Here is a 19,038-nt window from a genome sequence, read left to right as displayed (position 1 = left end):
GCGGCTCTGCCCGCCGCTGCCTCTTCCTTCTTACTGCTGTAAATTTACCTGCCAGAGAGCAAAACCGATCGCATCCGTGCCCGTTGGCTGGAGCGGATACTGTGCATGCTGCTGAATAAAGTGGGTCGCTTTATCGCCAGGCGCGGTTTCAAAGCGGATATCCAGCGGCGTGGCAGAGGCAATCGGCGCCAGACGCCAGTTATTATCCGCCTGCGGCCTGACTTCACCCTGTTTTTTGGTTTCCGCGCTGATATAGGCGGCCACCACGGAACGGTTCTCATCCGGTGAAGCAAAGGCAATGTACTTATCGCCGGTGCCGGCAAACTTGCCGCCGTAAGCGCGATAGTTGTTGGTCGCCACCAGGAAGGTTGCCTGTGGATCGATCGGCTTGCCCTGCCAGCTCAGCTGGCGAATGCGCGACGCCTGCGGATGGATCAGCTGACACTCAGCGTCATAACGCGCTGGCTGGGTTACATCGATCTGATAATTAACCCCATCAATCACGTCAAAGTTGTAGGTACGGAAATTCCAGTTGATCAGCGACTGGGTTTTGCTGCTGTGCGGATCGATCTGATTGAACTGGCCCGCCGAACATTCCAGCCACTCTTTCACCTGCGCACCGCTGATTTTCATCACCACCAGGGTATTCGGATAAAGATAGAGATCGGCGGCATTGCGGAAGGTCAGCGGTCCTTTCTCTACTTCAACATAGCTGGCCGGATCGTTCCTGCGGCCACCCGCTTTAAACGGTGCTGCCGCAGAGAGGACCGGCAGTCGACCGAGATCCGGATCGCCCTGAATAAAATGTTCAACGTAGGCGCGCTGCGCATTATTCACGATCTGCACGGTCGGATCGTCCTGCACCAGTGACAGATAGCTGTACATCACATCGGCGGATTTGCCGATCGGCTTAGCGACAAATGCCCGCGTAGCACGATGATCGTCAGCCAGCACCTGCACCAGCGCCGGATCTTCCGCCGCTAACGACTTTTTCGCTGCGCTGTCATAAATCGGCCGCGCCTCGGCTTTGCCGCTGCTGACCTGCCAGCGTCCGCCGTCATTATTCAGCACCAGATCGACCACACCCAGATGATCGCCCCACATGCCGGGCATCACGGCCGGAACGCCGTTCAGCGTTCCCTGGGCGATATCTGCGCCTTTGATAGTGGCGAAGTCACTGCCCGGGAACACCGCATGCGCATGGCCAAACATAATGGCGTTGATACCTTCAACCTGGCTGAGGTAGTAAACCGAGTTTTCCGCCAGCGCGTGATACGGCTCGCTGCTCAGGCCGGAATGGGGAATGGCGACGATAATATCGGCACCCTGAGCGCGCATTTCAGGAACGTAGCGGCGGGCGGTTTCGGTGATGTCATCCACCCGCACTTTGCCCTGCAGATTGGCTTTATCCCACACCATAATCTGTGGCGGCACAAAGCCGATGTAGCCAATCTTCACCGTCTGCGCGTTGCCGTCACGATCTACCACCTCGGTCGATTTAATCAGGTAGGGGGTGAACAGGGGCTTGCCGCTTTTGAGATCAATAACGTTGGCGTTGACATAAGGAAAGCGTGCGCCGGCCAGCGCTTTTTTCAGGTAAGGCAGGCCATAGTTAAACTCGTGATTACCCAGATTGCCGACGCTGTAGTCGAGAGTGTTAAGCGCTTTGTAAACCGGATGGATCTCGCCCGCGTTCAGCCCTTTGGCTGCCATATAATCGCCGAGCGGGCTGCCCTGGATGATGTCGCCGTTATCGACCAGTACGCTGTTTTTAACCTGCTGGCGCGCCGCATGAATCAGCGTGGCGGTCCGGACCAGGCCAAATTTCTCGGTCGGAGTATCTTTGTAGTAGTCGAAATCCATCATGTTACTGTGCAGATCGGTGGTTTCGAGTATCCGCAAATCGACCGTTGCCGCCGATGCGGCGACGGAAACGCTCAGGGCCAGTAACATCATTCCAGGCTTAAACATGCTTGCTCCTGCTGCCAGATAAGTTAAGGCTCTCAAAGTAATGTAAAAGCCTGACGAGTGGTCAGTTTAAATCGTGATGGATGTATCGTTTTGGCGCATCGCTCAGCGGTTTATAGCTTTCAGACTGTGGCAGGGCCGGCAGGCGTGGCGATAAGCAGTTAACTATGATATTGATATATCTATAAATTGCTCCGGACTGCCGTCGCGTGATCGGCTGGCGGAGCGGAACTGCTAAAATGTAACCATCAGGCGTTGAACTGAACGTGCAGCAGATGGACACAACGAGGTGAAAAATGTTAGAGCAAATTTGCCAACTGGCACGCGAAGCGGGCGACGCGATTATGCAGGTTTACAACGACGCCGCGCCGCTTGACGTTTCTCACAAATCGGATGACTCGCCGGTCACCGCGGCCGATATCGCCGCGCATCAGGTGATCGTTAACGGTCTGGCGCAGCTTTCGCCTGACCTGCCGGTCCTGTCAGAAGAGGACCCGCCGGCCTGGGAGGTGCGTCAGCACTGGCAGCGCTACTGGCTGGTCGATCCGCTCGATGGCACCAAAGAGTTCATCAAGCGTAACGGCGAATTCACCGTCAATATTGCGCTGATTGACGCTGGCAAACCGGTGCTGGGCGTGGTCTATGCGCCCGCGCTGGGGGTGATGTACTCTGCCGCAGAAGGCAAAGCCTGGAAAGAAGAGGGCGGCCACCGTGAACAGATTCAGGCGCGTGACGCCCGGCCGCCGCTGGTGGTGGTGAGCCGCTCACACGGCGACGATGATGAGATGAAACAGTATCTGAAACAGCTGGGTGAACATCAGACCGTGGCGACCGGTTCATCGCTGAAGTTCTGCCTGGTGGCGGAAGGCAAAGCCCAGCTCTATCCGCGCTTCGGGCCGACCAACATCTGGGATACCGGCGCAGGTCACGCGGTGGCGATGGCGGCGGGTGCCCACGTACACGACTGGCAGGGCAAAACCCTGGATTACGCGCCACGCGAATCCTTCCTCAATCCCGGCTTTCGCGTCTCTCTGTTCTAGTCGGTTAAGCGGGAGGACGCTCGCCTCCCGCCACTCTGCAACCGCTACTGCGCCAGCAGGGAGGTCACCAGCGTCACCACCTGCTGTACTTCTTCCTGCGTTAGCGGCCCATCCTTAACAAATTTCACCGTGCCGCGTTTATCGAGTACCACAATGGCAGAGCCGCCCTGTTGCAGCTGCCAGGCGCGCTGCACATTGCCTTTGTCATCGACGATGAACTGTGACCATGGGTACTGCTGCTTATTGCTCTCAATGCTGCTGCGCACAAACATGCCGGTACCCGGAATCGCGTCATCGGTATTAACGATGGTGGTGGTCTGATAACGTTCATGCGGCAGCTTCGCGGCTTTGATCGCTTCAATTAAGGCCGCATTCATTTGTTTGGCTGATGAACGCCCGGCAATATGCTGAATCACGCGAACTTTCCCGCTCAGCTGCGCACTGTTCCAGTTTTTATAGCTAAACTTATCCTGCTGCAATAACAGCTCACCTTTGTCATTCACGCCGACGGCCGGTACACGCGCATCCTGCTTCAAATCATGCGCCATAACGCTTGCCGGTATCAGTAACGACAAAACTATCGCTGCCAGAGTGATTCGCATCGCTGTTTCCTTAAGTGATCAGACCAGTTAGTCATTTTATTGCAATAGTAGGCGGGGATGATGCAGCTGTCCTGGAAAGGTGTCAGGTTTGTTATCAGCACCACAAATCCTTAACGACTGAAGGTTTATACTGTGTTGTGTGAGCGTAATAACAGAGTGTTCTGTAATGATGTGTCAACTCAGTAAAAAAATTCATTTTTCGGAACACCAGCAGCGCTGAGTGTTCTATAGTTTACCCCGAATTCGCGCTTCATGGGCTCGTACCTATTTTGGAAACGGCGAAGCGTGCTTAAAATTGTACAGGAGTTAATCAGTATGAAGATCTTCCAGCGCTATAATCCGCTGCAAATAGCGAAATATGTAAAAACGCTGTTCAAAGGAAGGTTGTATATCAAGGATGTCGGCGCGTTTGAGTTTGATAAAGGGAAAGTGTTAATCCCGCGCGTCAAAGACAAACAGCACCTGAGCGTGATGTCAGAAATTAACCGCCAGGTCGTTCGTCTGAAACTTGAGTTCAACTAATCACAAGGGCGCCGATGGCGCCCTTAGCGTTTATCCAGTCAGGCTATGTTATTTGTCAGTCTGAACGTTGCCAGTCTTAACCGGGTCAGTGCGCCCAACCCTTACCTAGTACCTGTAAGCCTGCTTGTTCCGCGCTGTCTGAGTCCAGACTGTCTGCAAAAATTACGCCTGATGGGCCAGGCGCTTAGTCAGTCTACTCTTCTTCGCTTTTGGTCATATTCAGCACCGGCGGCCGCTCATCAATGCGGGTCACCAGTAGCTGGTCGATGCGATAACTGTCGATGTCCACCACTTCGAACTTATAACCGGCAAACTTCACGAAGTCGGTACGCTTAGGAATTTTACGCAGCATATACATCATAAAGCCGCCGATGGTTTCGTAGTTGCCTGACTGCGGGAAGTCATCGATGTCCAGCACCCGCATCACATCATCAATCGGCGTACCGCCTTCTACCAGCCATGAATTCTCATCACGCGCCACAATCTGCTCTTCCATGCCCTGACCGACCAGGTCGCCCATCAGCGTGGTCATCACGTCGTTCAGGGTGATGATGCCAACCACCAGCGCATATTCGTTCATGATCACCGCGAAGTCTTCCCCGGCGGTTTTGAAACTCTCCAGCGCCTCAGACAGCGTAAGCGTATCCGGCACAATCAGCGCAGAACGGATCTGCAAACCGCTGTTCAGCGCCATACTCTGATTTCCCAGCACCCGCAGCAGCAGCTCTTTCGAGTCAACGTAACCGACGATATGATCGATATCGCCGCTGCAGACCAGGAATTTAGAGTGGGGATGTTGGGCGATTTTGGTTTTAAGGCTGGTTTCATCTTCATGCAGATCAAACCAGACGATGTTTTCGCGTGAGGTCATCGACGACGGAACGGTACGTGACTCCAGCTCAAACACGTTCTCGATTAACTCATGTTCCTGTTTACGCAGCACCCCGGCCAGCGCCCCGGCTTCCACCACCGCGTAGATATCATCAGAGGTGATATCGTCTTTACGCACCATTGGCAGTTTAAAGATGCGGAAGAAGACGTTAGCCAGACCGTTAAACAGCCACACCAGCGGGCGCATTAACAGCAGGCAGAAACGCATCGGATTGATGATGCGCAGGGCGATGGTTTCCGGGGCGATCATACCGACCCGTTTTGGCGTTAAGTCGGCGAACAGGATAAACAGGCTGGTGACGATGGTGAACGAGCAGATGAAACTGAGCTGCTCCGCCAGTTCCGGCGCGACAAAGCGGTTAAACAGGCTGCTGAACGCCGGTGAAAAAGCCGCATCGCCGACAATACCGCCGAGGATGGCCACCGCGTTCAGGCCAATTTGCACCACGGTAAAGAACATGCCCGGCGTTTCCTGCATTTTCAATACGCGTTGCGCATTGATATTGCCCTCATCCGCCAGCAGCTTGAGTTTTATCTTGCGGGCGGCTGCCAGCGAGATTTCCGACAGGGAAAAAAATGCACTGATTACGATCAGTAACAGGATGACAAGTAAGCTATCTAACATAAGAGATCCAAAGGGTTATCCACTTGTCATTTTTGGCCTGGGCAGCGTACAGGTGAGATCGCAAGTGATCTGCTTACCCGTCAAACAGGGCTATCCGTGCCAAAAATGTCTGCGCCAGTTCGACAGGAAAAGACAATGTCGGGGCAGAAATGAAAACAGGCGAAATGCCTGTGGTGGCAGATTATAGCAGGTGCTATCACCGGGCCGCCAGAGGGCAAACGCCCTGTTGACGCGCGGAGAGCTGACCGGTCCGGCCTGGCCGCACTCGGATTAATCTGAGTGGAGTCAGCGGCGACAATCATTCCTCACCACAGCGGTTGTATCGTCCGCGTCATTTACCGACAATACCCGGGCATTTGACTTAGAAGTCGATTTTACGCCGCCGATTAGCATAAAGTGCGGCTATGATGAGGGTGTTGCCGTCGCGCTAGCGCAGGCAAAGATGATTAATAAGTGCCCCGCGGAAAAGGGGCCGGCATGTTTAACAGGAGTACAGGTGCCACGATTTTATGTCTATTGCATGGCCAGCCTGCTGCTTGCCGCGCCCGCCCTTGAGGCGGCAACGGTACGATTACAGGTAGAAGGCTTAACCGGGGATTTGCAAAAAAACGTCAGGGCGCGCCTGTCGACCATTGGCAACGATGAGGTTTCGAACGACGGCCGCTTTCGCGCGCGCGTCTCGGTAGCGATAAAAGAGGGCCTGCGCGCGCTCGGCTATTATGAGCCGGTGATTGACTTCGAATCCCGCCCAGCGCCGGCAAACGGCGGTCGTCCGGTGCTGGTGGCGCGGGTCACGCCCGGCGAACCGGTTAAAATTGGCGGCAGCAGCATCGTCATTGAAGGCGATGCGCGTAACGATGCCGACTATAAAGCCTGGGTGGCGCAGGGACGCCCCAAAGTGGGCACCCAGCTCAATCACGGTCAGTATGACAAATTCAAAAGTGGTTTTTCTAATCTTGCTCTGCGCAATGGTTACTTCGATGGCAACTTTAAGAAAAGCCAGTTAGGCGTATCGGTCGAACGGCGCGAAGCGTTCTGGGATATCGACTACGACAGCGGTCAGCGTTACCGTTTTGGCGACGTCAGCTTTGAAGGCTCGCAAATTCGCGAGGAGTATCTGCAAAATCTGGTGCCCTTTAAGCAGGGCGACTACTACACCTCCCGCGATTTAGCCGAGCTGAACCGCCGCCTCTCCGCCACCGGCTGGTTTAATTCCGTGGTGGTGGCTCCGGAGTTTAAACAGGGGCGCAAAACCAAAGTTCTGCCGCTCAATGCGGTGATGTCGCCACGCACCGAAAACACCATTGAAACCGGGGTCGGCTACTCGACGGATGTCGGACCGCGACTGAAAGGCACCTGGAAAAAACCGTGGATCAACGATCGCGGCCACAGTCTGGCGGCCAGCGCCTATGTTTCAGCGCCGGAGCAGCAGGTCGATCTGAGCTATAAAGTTCCGCTGCTGAAAAGCCCGCTGGAGCAGTATTACACCTTCTCAGGTGGCCTGAAGCGCACCGATCTCAACGATACCAAAGCCGATACCACCACGCTGGCGATGTCGCGCAACTGGGACAGCAGCAGCGGCTGGCAGAAAGCGATTAATCTGCGCTGGAGCCTGGACCACTTTACCCAGGGCAGCGTCACCGACACCACCATGCTGCTCTATCCTGGGGTCAGCGTGAACCGAACCCGCTCACGCGGTGGCTTAATGCCGACCTGGGGCGACTCACAGCGCTACTCGGTGGATGTCTCCGATACCACCTGGGGCTCGGATGTCGACTTCCTGATTCTGCAGGCGCAGAACGTCTGGATCCGCACGCTCGGCGATAAACACCGTTTCGTCGCGCGCGGCAATCTCGGCTGGATCGAAACCAACAACTTCGAAAAAGTGCCGCCGGATCTCCGCTTCTTCGCGGGCGGCGACCGCAGCATTCGCGGTTATAAATACAAAGACATTTCACCACGCGATGAGGACGGCAAACTGACCGGTGCCTCTAAGCTCGCCACCGGATCGCTGGAATATCAGTACAACGTCAGTGGCAAATGGTGGGGAGCGGTATTTGTCGACTCGGGCGAAGCCGTCAACGATATCAAACAGAGCAACCTTAAAACCGGCGCCGGTTTCGGCGTACGCTGGTCTTCACCGGTGGGGCCGATCAAGCTGGATATCGCCCGACCGATTGGGGATGACGAGGAGCATGGATTGCAATTTTACATCGGACTGGGGCCTGAACTATGAAGCTGTGGAAAAAGGTCCTGATCGGCATTCTGATTTTTCTGGTGCTGCTATTAGGCGGCGTGGCGTTTTTAGTCGGCACCACGCCCGGTTTACATCTGCTGCTAAACGGCGCTTCGCGCTGGGTGCCGGGTTTATCGATCAAGCAGGTCGATGGCGGCTGGCGTAATCTGACCCTGAGTGGGCTGCGTTATGAAATGCCTGGCGTCAGCGTCGATGCCGGGAAGATTCACCTCGCTGTCGATCTCAACTGTCTGCTGCACTCATCGGTCTGCGTCAACGATGTTTCGCTGAGTGATATCAGCGTGGTGGTCGACAGCAAGAAGATGACGCCGGCCAGCGAGCCGCCGCCGGAAGAGCAGAGCGGCAACGCCAACCTCAGCACGCCTTATCCGATCACCCTGCGGCATCTTGGCCTGCACAATATCAATGTGAAAGTTGATGATACCGCCATCTCGCTGCTGGATTTCACCACCGGGCTGCAGTGGCAGGATCGGGCGCTGACGCTCAATCCGACTCACATTCAAAGCCTGCTGATTGCCCTGCCGAAAGCGGCGCAGGTGGCTGATGAGCAGGTGGTACAACCGAAAGTGCAGCAGCCGCAACCGGCGGAAAAGCCGCTGGGTGAAACCCTGCAGGCGATGTTCGCGCAGCCGTTGCTGCCGGCGTTACCCGATTTCCGCTTGCCGCTGGATATTGATGTGCAGCAGATCCTTGGCGAACAGCTGCGCATCACCGGTGATACCGACATTGCGATTAGCCGGCTGCTGCTGAAAGCCAAAACCGCTGACCGCCAGATGCAGCTCAGCACGCTGGAGGTGGACTCGAACCTCGGCAAGCTGAACGGCAGCGGTCAGGCAACGCTGGCGGATAACTGGCCGGTCGATTTCTCGCTTAACGGTGACGTGAATAGCGAGCCGATCAAAGGCGAAAAAATCGCGCTGAAGCTTAACGGTGCGATGCGCGATGAGCTGAAGCTGGCGCTCAACCTTTCCGGTCCGGTGAAAGCACAGCTGGATGCCACCACCCAGCTGGCGGTAGCGGGTTTGCCGCTGTCGCTGCGGCTCACCAGTCCGCAGCTGCGCTGGCCGTTAACCGGCGCAGTGCAGTACCAGGCCGATAACCTCGACTACCAGTTCAAAGGTAAAGCGACCGACTACGTGATGTCGCTGCGGACTGCGGTGAAAGGGGATGCAGTGCCACCGGCCAATATTTCACTGACCGGTAAAGGTAACGTCGAGCAGTTCAGCCTCGATAAACTGCGCATCGCGGCACTGCAGGGCAATATCGATCTGACCGCGCTGGTCGACTGGAGTAAGGCGATCAGCTGGCGCAGCGAACTGACGCTGGCCGGCATCAACACCGCTCAGCAGTATCCCGACTGGCCCGCCCGCCTGGACGGCAAAATCACCACCCGCGGTAGCCTTTACGGTGGCAGCTGGCAGTTAAGCGTGCCGCAGCTGCAGTTGAAAGGGAACGTGAAGCAGAACGCGGTCACGGCGGATGGCTCGCTCACCGGCAACAGCTACAACCAGTGGACAATACCCGGCATTAAACTGGCGCTGGGTCGTAACCATCTGGACGTGAAGGGCGCTTTGGGTGAGCAGCTGGATCTTGATGCCCGCATCGACGCGCCGCAGCTCGACAATGCGCTGCCCGGTCTGGGCGGCGTGGTCAACGGCACAATCAAAGCGCGTGGCACCCTGAGCGCGCCGCAGCTGCTGGCCGATCTTAATGCCCGTGGCCTGCGCTGGCAGCAGATGCAGATTAACCGCGTCACGCTGAACGGAGATGTCCGCTCCGGCGAGCAGGTGGCTGGCAAGCTGCAGTTGCGCGTTGAACAGCTGAAGCAGGATGCGCTCAGCATTAACCTGCTGACCCTGAATGCTGACGGCAACGAGCATCAGCATCAGCTGAAGCTCAATGTGCAGGGCGAGCCGGTGTCAGGTCAGCTGGCGCTGAACGGCAGCTTTGATCGCCAGGCGCAGCGCTGGAAAGGCGAACTGAACAATACCCGCTTCGATACCCCGGTAGGGGAATGGCGCCTGACGCGCGCCATGGCCATCGACTACCTCAATAGCAAACAGACCGCCACCATCGGGCCGCACTGCTGGCAGAACCCGAACGCCCAGCTCTGCGTACCGGAACCGGTGGAGGCCGGTCCGAGCGGCAAGGCGCACGTGGTACTGAATCGCTTCGATCTGGCGATGGTTAAACCGTTTATGCCTGATGCGACCCAGCTCAGCGGGGTGTTCAGCGGTGACGTGCGGGTTAACTGGCGTGCCGGCGAGGGCCTGCCAACCGGTACGGTGGCGCTGAAAGGTAACGGCGTCAAAGTGCAGCAGGACGTGCAGGGCAATACGTTGCCCGTCGCCTTCGACACCCTGAACCTGAATGCGGCACTGCGTGACGGCCGTGCGCAGCTCGACTGGCTGATCCGCATTGCCAACAACGGTCAGCTGGATGGTAACGTCCAGATCACCGATCCGGAAAACCGCCGCACGCTGGGCGGTAACGTCAATATCCGCAATCTGTCACTGGCGATGCTGAACCCGGCGCTGATGCAGGGTGAGAAGATCAAAGGCAACCTGAACAGCAGCTTACGGCTGGGGGGGAGCGTGCAGCAGCCGCAGGTGTTTGGTCAGCTCGGCCTGTCGGATGTCGATGTTGACGGCAGCTTCATGCCGGTCGATCTGACCGCCGCTAACCTCAATCTGGTGTTTAACGGCATGAGTTCGACCCTCAACGGGCTGATTCAGACCGCGCAGGGCAACATTAACCTCAACGGTAACGCCGACTGGAGCCAGCTTGATAACTGGCGTGCACGCGTGGCGGCGCAGGGCAGTCGGGTGCGGGTGACGGTGCCGCCGATGGTGCGGATGGATGTCTCGCCGGATCTGGTGTTTGAAGCCACGCCAGCCGCATTTAACCTGTCGGGCCGGGTGGATGTTCCCTGGGCGCGCATCACGGTGCAGGAAGTGCCGGAAAGCGCCACCGGGGTCTCTTCGGATGAAGTGATGCTGGATCAGAACCTCAAACCGATTCAGCCGCAAACCGCCGCCATTCCGATCAACAGCAACCTGGTGATCCACGTCGGTAACGATGTCCGCCTCTCTGCGTTCGGGCTGAAAGCGAAGCTCAATGGCGATCTTAAACTGGTGCAGGATAAATCCGGTCTCGGCCTCAACGGCCAGATCAATATTCCTTCCGGCCGCTTCCACGCCTATGGTCAGGATCTGATTGTGCGTAAGGGCGAACTGCAGTTTGCCGGACCGCCTGACCAGCCTTACATCAACCTTGAAGCGATCCGTAACCCGGAGGCGACTGAAGATGATGTCACCGCCGGACTGCGCGTCACCGGCCTGGCGGATGAGCCAAAAGCTGAAGTCTTCTCCGATCCGGCGATGTCGCAACAGGAAGCGCTCTCTTACCTGCTGCGCGGTCAGGGACTCGGCAGCGACGGCGACAGTAATGCGCTAACCTCAGCGCTTGTTGGCTTAGGGGTTGCACAAAGTGGGCAGGTTGTGGGTAAAATCGGCGAGACCTTCGGTGTCAGTAATCTGGCCCTTGATACTGCCGGTGTTGGCGACAGCCAGCAGGTGCAGGTCAGCGGCTATGTGCTACCGGGTCTGCAGGTAAAATACGGTGTCGGCATTTTTGATTCACTGGCGACGTTAACCTTGCGTTACCGCCTGATGCCTAAACTCTATTTGGAAGCCGTGTCCGGTGTGGATCAGGCTCTCGATTTGCTCTATCAGTTTGAGTTTTAGCAATGCGAATAATTGTCTACGGCAGTTTACGGCGCAAACAGGGAAACAGTCACTGGATGACGAATGCGCAATGGCTGGGTGATTTCCAGATTGAGGGCTTTGAGCTTTACAGTCTGGGACATTATCCCGGCGTGATTGAAGGCAATGGAACGGTACAGTGTGAAGTGTACCGCATTGATGCCTCCACCCTTGGCGAGCTGGATGCGTTACGCACTAAGGGTGGGGAGTACAAACGTCATCTGATTCAGACGCCGTTTGGCAGCGCATGGCTTTATGTTTATCAACGCTCAGTGGCAGGACGCCAGCGTATCATGAGCGGGGACTGGCTAAAGCGTGATGAGGAGCCAGAGGCCTGAACAAAAACACCGTCCAGTTGGACGGTGTTTTTTTTTCGACTTATCGGCTGACAGCAGAATTATTTCTTCTGTGCGCGCTCGTAAGAAGAGATGATTTCGGCTTTGGCAGCTTCGGCATTATCCCAGCCATCTACTTTCACCCATTTGCCTTTTTCCAGATCTTTGTAATGTTCAAAGAAGTGGGTGATCTGTGCGCGCAGCAGTTCTGGCAGGTCGTTCACATCTTTGATGTGATCGTACTCTTTAGAGAGTTTGGTGTGCGGAACCGCCACCAGTTTGGCATCTTCGCCAGACTCGTCGGTCATTTTCAGCACGCCAACCGGACGGCAGCGGATCACAGAACCTGGCTCCAGCGGGTAAGGTGTTGGGACCAGCACGTCAACCGGATCACCATCCAGTGACAGGGTGTGGTTGATGTAGCCGTAGTTGCACGGATAGAACATGGCGGTAGACATGAAACGGTCTACAAACAGGGCACCAGATTCTTTATCAACTTCATATTTGATCGGATCGGCATTGGCCGGGATCTCAATGATTACGTAGATATCTTCTGGCAGGTCTTTACCTGCTGGCACCTGGTTCAAACTCATCGGGCATTCCTTCAGTAGTCGTATGTTGAGTGTCGGCTATTATAGCCAACTGACTCTGAAAGTATGCCCTCTTTTTGGCGTTTCGGAATGCACCCTAACGCTACTTTGCCGTGACAAACAGCGAAACAATCCCGGCTGCAATCAGCGGTCCAACCGGCACGCCACGGAAAAACGCCACGCCAATCACCGTACCAATCAATAACCCGCCAATGACCGAGGGCTGAACGCTCATAAAGTTAACGCCGCGACCGCCCAGCCAGGCGACAAAAATGCCGACCAGAATCGCCACGATCGACTTCCAGTTGGCAAAGGATTTGAGCAAGGTTGAGGCGGGCAGCGATCCGCTGGCCAGCGGCGCCATCACCGCCACGGTCAGGATAATGATGCCTAAGGTAATGCCCTGCTTCTCCACGTAGGGGAAAAACTGCGCCAGCGGCGTGATCTTGATCGCCAGCAGCACCAGAATGGAGAGGGTGACGGCGTTGTTATGAACGAAATAACTCAGAATGGCGAGGCAGATCAGAATAATGGTCGAGGCATAAGCAGCCATGGTTTCTCCCTGAAAATGAATGGATGCGCTGAGGACTTCAGCCAGCGCATAAACGGGTGGTCATCAACAATCATCCGGATTAGCGCAGCTGCCGGTGTTCAGCGATTGCAGCATCAACGCCTGGTTACGCACCAGGCTAACGCTCTGCGCACTCAGCGCCACGCTGCCGAGCGTGCCCTGGCTACTGAGCTGACTGCGGCTGGCCGCCAGCCAGCTGTCGCGGTAGCTAAGCCACGCACGCTGGGCCTGACGTAAGCTGTTTTTAGGCTCGCCGGTTAACCGGTTCATCAGTTTGCCATACTGATTATTCATCTCCAGATCCCAGGCCTTACTGGCTGTGGCATAGCACTGATTCATCGCAAGGGTGGTCGATGCGCCGTTCAGGCAGCGTGTCAGTGCGGCATCCGCTGGCAGATCCTGCGCCATTGCCACGTCGCTGGCCAACAGCAGGGCCAGAAGCCATCCTGTTTTCATTATTCTTCTCCGGGTAACTGATAAGCGGCGTCCAGCTTGATAGATGTCTCCGTGATGATCAAGCCGATAACCATTCATTAAGGTTAAAGTTTAGCGGGGTGATGGCCGATACCTGTTCCGTTTTAGGGCCGCTGGAAATTTCGCCTTTTCTCATACACGGAAACTATCAAGATGAAACAGTTATCACTTCGCACGGGGTTGCTGGCATTGCTGGCATTTATGACACTGCTGCTGTTGGCGGTGAGTTTTATGGGTATCGTGGCAATTAACAAAGGGAACCGATCGCTGGATGTGATTAATCGCATTCAGGGAGTTGAGCTGAACAGCCTGTATCAGAGCAACGCGGATTTAATGCGCGCCCGTGCCAACGCGGCGCTGGCGGTGCGGAAAATTGAAATTGGCTTGCTGGAAGAAGGTGCCGGCGTCACTAAGCTGGCGCAGGCCGATGTAGTGACATCGCAGCAGAACCTGAAACGTTTTATTGATGCGGGCACGGTCACGGCACACGGCAAAACGCTGGCGGATGCGGTGGCGGGCAGCTACAAAGCCTATCTTGAGCAAGGCATCCGGCCGATGATGAGCGCGCTGGATAAGCAATATACCGACGAATATTACCAGCTGCTGGAGGGTAACCTGGCCTCACTGGCCGCCCGCTACAGCAAAGCGGTGGACGATTTCGGCCAGTACGCCAATCAGGTGACCGCCGCGCAGCTGGCGCAGGCGGCCTATAACGAAACCAAAATGAAAGTTCTGATCGCCGTCGCGGTGGTGCTGACGCTGCTGCTGCTGGTACTCGCCTGGCAGCTGCTGCGCCGGATGCTGCTTCAGCCGCTTAACAACGCCATTGTGCACCTCGAACAGGTTGCCGCTGGCGATTTATCACAAACCCTGCCGGCAGCGGGTAACAATGAGCTGGGACGGCTCAACCATGCGCTGGCAGAGATGCAGCAGGCGTTGCGCGCCTCGGTCAGCCAGGTGCGGGAAGCCAGCCTGCAAATCGACATCGGCAGCCGTGAACTGGCCGCAGGCAACGTCAATCTGTCGCAGCGCACCGAAGAGTCCGCAGCCTCGCTGGAGCAGACGGCAGCCAGTATGGAGCAGTTAACCGCAACGGTGCGGCTCAATGCCAGCAACGCGCAGCAGGCACATCAGCTGGCAAACGCGGTGTCAGATACCGCCGATCGCGGCGCTGAAGTGGTGTGCTACGTAATGGAGAAAATGCATGAGATCACCGACAGCGCCAATCGCATCGGCGACATTCTCAGCGTAATCGACGGTATCGCCTTCCAGACCAATATCCTGGCGCTTAATGCGGCGGTAGAAGCGGCGCGCGCGGGTGAACAAGGCCGCGGCTTCGCGGTGGTCGCCAATGAAGTACGCACCCTGGCGCAGCGCAGTGCCAACGCCGCCAAAGAGATCCGCACGCTGATCGGCGATTCGCAGTCGCGGGTCAAAGAGGGCAGCGAGATGGCGACGCGTGCCGGGGAAACCATGGATGAAATTTCAGGTGAGGTGATGCGCGTCACCGCGCTGATGAAAGAGATCTCGATGGCCTCTGACGAGCAGAGCCGCGGCATTGAGCAGGTCAACCTGGCAGTAACGCAGATGGATGAAGCTGCGCAGCAGAACGCCGCGCTGGTGGAGCAGGCAACTGCGGCAACCCAGTCGCTGGAGGCCCAGTCCGGTCAGCTACAGGCGACCATGGCGCAGTTCCGCTTGCAGCCGGTCTGAAAGCAAAAAAAAAGGGCGCGATATTCGCGCCCTGAGATTGTCGTCAGATTAGCCCTGGCGGCAATCCGGGAATTCGCCGAGGAAACGTTCAACGTCGTTGACCATCGCCTCATTACCGCAGTAGAACGGGCAGCGCTGATGCAGCGTGACCGGGGGGATATCCAGAATACGTTTCTGACCATCGCTGGCCTTACCGCCCGCCTGCTCCGCGAGGAACGCCATCGGGTTGCACTCATACAGCAGACGCAGCTTACCTTGCGGATGGCTGGCGGTGCTCGGGTAGAGATAGATGCCGCCCTTCAGCAGGTTACGGTGGAAATCAGCCACCAGCGAACCGATATAGCGGGAAGTGTAAGGACGGTGCGTAGCAATGTCCTCTTCCTGACAGAACTTCAGGTATTTCTTCACGCCCTGCGGGAAACGAATATAGTTGCCTTCGTTAATCGAATAGGTATAACCGGTTTCCGGGAAGGTCATGCGCTCGTGGCTCAGGCAGAAAACGCCCAGCGACGGATCGTAAGTAAACGCATGCACGCCTGCGCCGGTGGTGTAGACCATCATGGTTGACGAACCGTACACCACATAACCGGCAGCGACCTGTTTGTTGCCCGGCTGCATAAAGTCAGCTTCGACCACCGGGGTACCCGGCTCACTGACGCGGCGATAGATAGAAAAGATGGTGCCGACCGAAACGTTAACGTCGATGTTTGACGACCCATCCAGCGGATCCATCAACACCACGTACTTACCGTTTTCCTCACCTTCAAAGATAACGAACTCGTCCTCTTCTTCAGACGCGATACCGGCGACGATGCCACGGGCTTTCAATGCCGCTTTCAGTTTTTCGTTGGCGAACAGATCCAATTTCATCTGCTGCTCACCCTGAACATTCTCAACCCCACTGGCACCGAGAATATCCACTAAACCGGCTTTGTTAATGTCGCGGTGGATAATTTTGGCACCCAGCTTGATGGCTGAAATCAGCGCCGTCAGTTCACCTGTGGCGTGCGGAAAGTCGTGTTGCTTCTCGACGATAAATTCGCCTAACGTTTTCATAACACATTCCCTGAATCTTCGATGGAGTGGCAGCATGCGTAACAGTCTGCCAACGTATGCGTACGCAGTTTAGCCGATTGAACTTCAAAAACCATAGTCCTAATCCGTTTCTTCCGTCTGCGAGCAGGGTTACACTGTGCGCCGAACTTTTGAGTAATGGATCTCGTTATGCGCATTCACATCCTTGGGATTTGTGGCACGTTTATGGGCGGTCTGGCGATGCTGGCCCGTTCGCTTGGCCACCAGGTGACCGGTTCGGACGCCAACGTTTACCCGCCAATGAGCACGCTGCTTGAGCAGCAAGGCATTGAATTAACAGAAGGTTATGACGCAAGCCAGCTCGACCCGGCACCGGACTTAGTGATCATCGGTAATGCGATGACGCGCGGTAATCCTTGTGTGGAAGCCGTTCTGGAACGCAACATTCCTTACCTCTCTGGCCCGCAGTGGCTGCACGACTTCGTGCTGCGCGATCGCTGGGTGCTGGCCGTGGCGGGAACCCATGGCAAAACCACCACCGCCGGCATGGCAGCGTGGATTCTGGAGGCCTGCGGGCTGGAGCCGGGCTTCATTATTGGTGGTGTGCCAGGAAACTTCGACGTTTCGGCAAAATTAGGAAAAAGTCCATTCTTCGTGATCGAAGCGGATGAGTACGATTGCGCGTTTTTTGATAAGCGCTCCAAGTTTGTCCATTACTGCCCGCGCACGCTGATCCTCAATAACCTTGAATTCGATCATGCGGATATTTTTGACGATCTGCGGGCGATCCAGAAGCAGTTCCATCATCTGATCCGGATCGTGCCGGGGCAGGGTAAGATCCTGCTGCCAGAAAACGATCATAACCTCAGGCAGGTAATGGCGATGGGCTGCTGGAGCGAGCAGGAGAGTATCGGCGAGCACGGCCGCTGGCAGGCGAAAAAACTCACCGCGGATGCGTCGCAGTGGGAAGTGTGGCTTGATGGTGCCAAAGTGGGCGAAGTGAACTGGGCGCTGGTGGGTGAGCACAACATGCACAACGGACTGATGGCGATCGCCGCAGCACGGCATGTCGGCGTGAAGCCAGAAGATGCCGGCCATGCGCTGAACAGCTTCATCAACGCGCGTCGCCGGCTGGAGCTGCGCGGCGAGGTCAACGGCATCAAAGTGTATGACGATTTCGCGCATCACCCGACCGCGATTCTGGCGACCCTGGCTGCGCTGCGCAGCAAAGTGGGCGGAACGGCCCGGATTCTGGCGGTGCTGGAGCCACGGTCGAACACCATGAAAATGGGTGTGAATAAAAACGAACTGGCACCGTCACTGGCGCGTGCTGACGAAGTTTTTCTGTTCCAGCCGCACCACATCCCGTGGCAGGTTTCAGACGTCGCTGACGCCTGTATGCAGCCTGCCCACACCACTGCGGATATCGATACCCTGGTCGCGATGATTGCCAAAGCGGCGCAGCCGGGTGATTCGATCCTGGTGATGAGCAATGGCGGATTCGGCGGTATTCACCAGAAGCTGCTCGATAAACTGGCTTAACCGAACAAGCGCCCACCGGGGCGCTTTTTTTACCTCAGCCTGACAACGCTCCGCATTTTATTGCCCGCCCGACTTCGCCGCTCCTGACTTCACACGCCACGGCACGCTTAACGTAGCGCCGTGCTGCAACTGCAACCGTATCGCCGCGCGCCGTGAGGGCTAACCTGAGCTGAAGCCAGTACGCGTGATGTGGCGTCTGCCGTGAGAGTGACCGGCAGCGAACTGCCTGACAGCGTGCCGGGGCGGGATGAATAAGCGGGCCGACAAAGACAATGCCCGATCGTTTACTCACCCGTAGCCTGAGAATGCGGAGAAGGGCCGTGCATCCTGGCGCCTGGGGAGCGCGTCGGACTGCGGCAAAGGATTGGGGATTATCGCGGAGGTCCGGCCGCTGCCGGTAAACGCCTGCTGTGATGGCACAGCGGCATCGGGTCGCGTAACGCTGCCTGCAGGCGGGCAAACTGCCCGCCCCGACATCGCTTAGCTTTCGGCCAGCTCGCGCAGATACTGGAAGATCTGTCGCGCAGATTTCGGCGGCTTGTTGCCCGCTTTCTCTTTCTGCGCATTACGGATCATGCTGCGCAGTTGCTGACGATCGGCCTGAGGATAGAGGGCGATCACATCCGTCATGGCGTCATCGCCCTGTTCAATCAGGCGGTCACGCAACATCTCCAGCTTATGGAACAGCGCAACCTGCTGGTTGTGGCGGTTCTTCAGCTTATCCAGCGCCTGGCGGATCGGCTCGACGTCCATGCTGCGCATGATTTTACCAATCAGCTGCAACTGGCGACGGCGACCCTCTTTCTTAATGCGCTGCGCGAGTTCGATTTCGGCACGCAGACGCTCATCCAGCGGGATCTTATCAAGGGCATTTTTGCCCAGGTCGACCAGTTCGGCACCCAGGCGTTTCAGCTCTTCAGCGTCGCGCTTTATTTCGCTCTTACTGACCCAGATAATCTCTTCATCTTCTTCTTCATGATTATCTGGCACATCGTCGAGCCACTCATCGGGCTGTTTGGTCATTAGTGGACTCCCAAAAAAAGAGGCTAATCCTACCAGTTTATCGGGTGACTGCGAAATTGTTCTCTGACTCTGATAGACTCAAATCA

Annotated in this window: 15 protein-coding genes; 7 read left to right on the top strand and 8 right to left on the bottom strand. The window is 56.5% G+C overall.

Features of this window, described 5'->3' with window-relative positions:
* Positions 1-30 precede the first annotated feature (30 nt).
* The gene (locus tag AC6I8I_RS17445; RefSeq protein ID WP_497828148.1) at positions 31-1,971 is read right to left on the bottom strand and encodes a bifunctional 2',3'-cyclic-nucleotide 2'-phosphodiesterase/3'-nucleotidase; all 1,941 of its coding nucleotides are present in this window, start codon (positions 1,969-1,971) and stop codon (positions 31-33) included.
* Between the two features lie 293 nt (positions 1,972-2,264).
* Between AC6I8I_RS17445 and cysQ the strand changes: the two genes are divergently transcribed.
* Positions 2,265-3,008 carry a 3'(2'),5'-bisphosphate nucleotidase CysQ gene (gene cysQ / locus AC6I8I_RS17440; protein WP_312053295.1) on the top strand — a complete coding sequence of 248 codons (744 nt, stop codon included), beginning with the start codon at positions 2,265-2,267 and terminating at the stop codon, positions 3,006-3,008.
* A 44-nt stretch (positions 3,009-3,052) separates the two neighbouring features.
* On the opposite strand, the gene AC6I8I_RS17435 is transcribed toward cysQ, so the two are convergent.
* A complete protein-coding gene (locus AC6I8I_RS17435; protein ID WP_312758702.1) occupies positions 3,053-3,610 on the bottom strand; it encodes a YtfJ family protein in 558 nt (185 codons plus the stop codon).
* 315 nt (positions 3,611-3,925) lie between these two features.
* Here AC6I8I_RS17435 and AC6I8I_RS17430 point away from each other — a divergent pair, with 315 nt between their 5' ends.
* Entirely contained in the window at positions 3,926-4,132 is a 207-nt protein-coding gene (locus AC6I8I_RS17430; protein WP_003855513.1) for a DUF1107 domain-containing protein, read from the top strand.
* 193 nt (positions 4,133-4,325) lie between these two features.
* Here AC6I8I_RS17430 and paeA read toward each other — a convergent pair whose 3' ends face one another.
* Positions 4,326-5,648 carry a polyamine export protein PaeA gene (gene paeA / locus AC6I8I_RS17425; protein WP_031376402.1) on the bottom strand — a complete coding sequence of 441 codons (1,323 nt, stop codon included), beginning with the start codon at positions 5,646-5,648 and terminating at the stop codon, positions 4,326-4,328.
* A gap of 520 nt (positions 5,649-6,168) precedes the next feature.
* Between paeA and tamA the strand changes: the two genes are divergently transcribed.
* Genes tamA through AC6I8I_RS17410 form a run of 3 tightly spaced genes read left to right on the top strand, consistent with a single transcriptional unit; the run spans position 6,169 to position 12,007 of the window.
* Positions 6,169-7,884, top strand: coding sequence for an autotransporter assembly complex protein TamA (gene tamA / locus AC6I8I_RS17420; protein ID WP_312053375.1), 1,716 nt, complete (start codon positions 6,169-6,171; stop codon positions 7,882-7,884).
* Complete coding sequence (gene tamB, locus AC6I8I_RS17415) at positions 7,881-11,651, top strand: autotransporter assembly complex protein TamB (protein WP_312758700.1); 3,771 nt, start codon at positions 7,881-7,883, stop codon at positions 11,649-11,651. Before tamA ends, tamB begins: the two co-directional genes overlap by 4 nt.
* Positions 11,652-11,653: 2 nt before the next feature.
* Complete coding sequence (locus AC6I8I_RS17410) at positions 11,654-12,007, top strand: gamma-glutamylcyclotransferase family protein (RefSeq protein WP_312053291.1); 354 nt, start codon at positions 11,654-11,656, stop codon at positions 12,005-12,007.
* A gap of 59 nt (positions 12,008-12,066) precedes the next feature.
* Here AC6I8I_RS17410 and ppa read toward each other — a convergent pair whose 3' ends face one another.
* The 3 genes from ppa to AC6I8I_RS17395 form a co-directional block, all read right to left on the bottom strand.
* Positions 12,067-12,597, bottom strand: coding sequence for an inorganic diphosphatase (ppa, locus tag AC6I8I_RS17405; protein ID WP_031376399.1), 531 nt, complete (start codon positions 12,595-12,597; stop codon positions 12,067-12,069).
* Between the two features lie 100 nt (positions 12,598-12,697).
* Entirely contained in the window at positions 12,698-13,147 is a 450-nt protein-coding gene (locus AC6I8I_RS17400) for a DUF441 domain-containing protein (RefSeq protein WP_312758697.1), read from the bottom strand.
* 63 nt (positions 13,148-13,210) lie between these two features.
* Positions 13,211-13,621 carry a lysozyme inhibitor LprI family protein gene (locus AC6I8I_RS17395; RefSeq protein WP_312053288.1) on the bottom strand — a complete coding sequence of 137 codons (411 nt, stop codon included), beginning with the start codon at positions 13,619-13,621 and terminating at the stop codon, positions 13,211-13,213.
* Positions 13,622-13,792: 171 nt separating this feature from the next.
* On the opposite strand from AC6I8I_RS17395, the gene AC6I8I_RS17390 reads away from it, so the two are divergent.
* Complete coding sequence (locus AC6I8I_RS17390) at positions 13,793-15,352, top strand: methyl-accepting chemotaxis protein (protein ID WP_312053286.1); 1,560 nt, start codon at positions 13,793-13,795, stop codon at positions 15,350-15,352.
* A 48-nt stretch (positions 15,353-15,400) separates the two neighbouring features.
* Here the strand turns inward: AC6I8I_RS17390 and fbp are convergent, their stop codons facing one another.
* Entirely contained in the window at positions 15,401-16,408 is a 1,008-nt protein-coding gene (fbp, locus tag AC6I8I_RS17385) for a class 1 fructose-bisphosphatase (protein WP_312053285.1), read from the bottom strand.
* 168 nt (positions 16,409-16,576) lie between these two features.
* On the opposite strand from fbp, the gene mpl reads away from it, so the two are divergent.
* Positions 16,577-17,929 (top strand): UDP-N-acetylmuramate:L-alanyl-gamma-D-glutamyl-meso-diaminopimelate ligase, encoded by a 1,353-nt coding sequence (gene mpl / locus AC6I8I_RS17380; RefSeq protein WP_312758693.1) that lies wholly within the window; start codon positions 16,577-16,579, stop codon positions 17,927-17,929.
* 480 nt (positions 17,930-18,409) lie between these two features.
* Here the strand turns inward: mpl and yjgA are convergent, their stop codons facing one another.
* Positions 18,410-18,952: a ribosome biogenesis factor YjgA gene (gene yjgA, locus AC6I8I_RS17375; protein WP_031376393.1), complete on the bottom strand. Its 543-nt coding sequence runs from the start codon at positions 18,950-18,952 to the stop codon at positions 18,410-18,412.
* Positions 18,953-19,038: the final 86 nt, after the last annotated feature.

The sequence above is a fragment of the Pantoea sp. X-Soil-YNGN-775 genome, from assembly GCF_059730575.1.
This window is presented reverse-complemented; position numbering and strand designations above follow the sequence as displayed.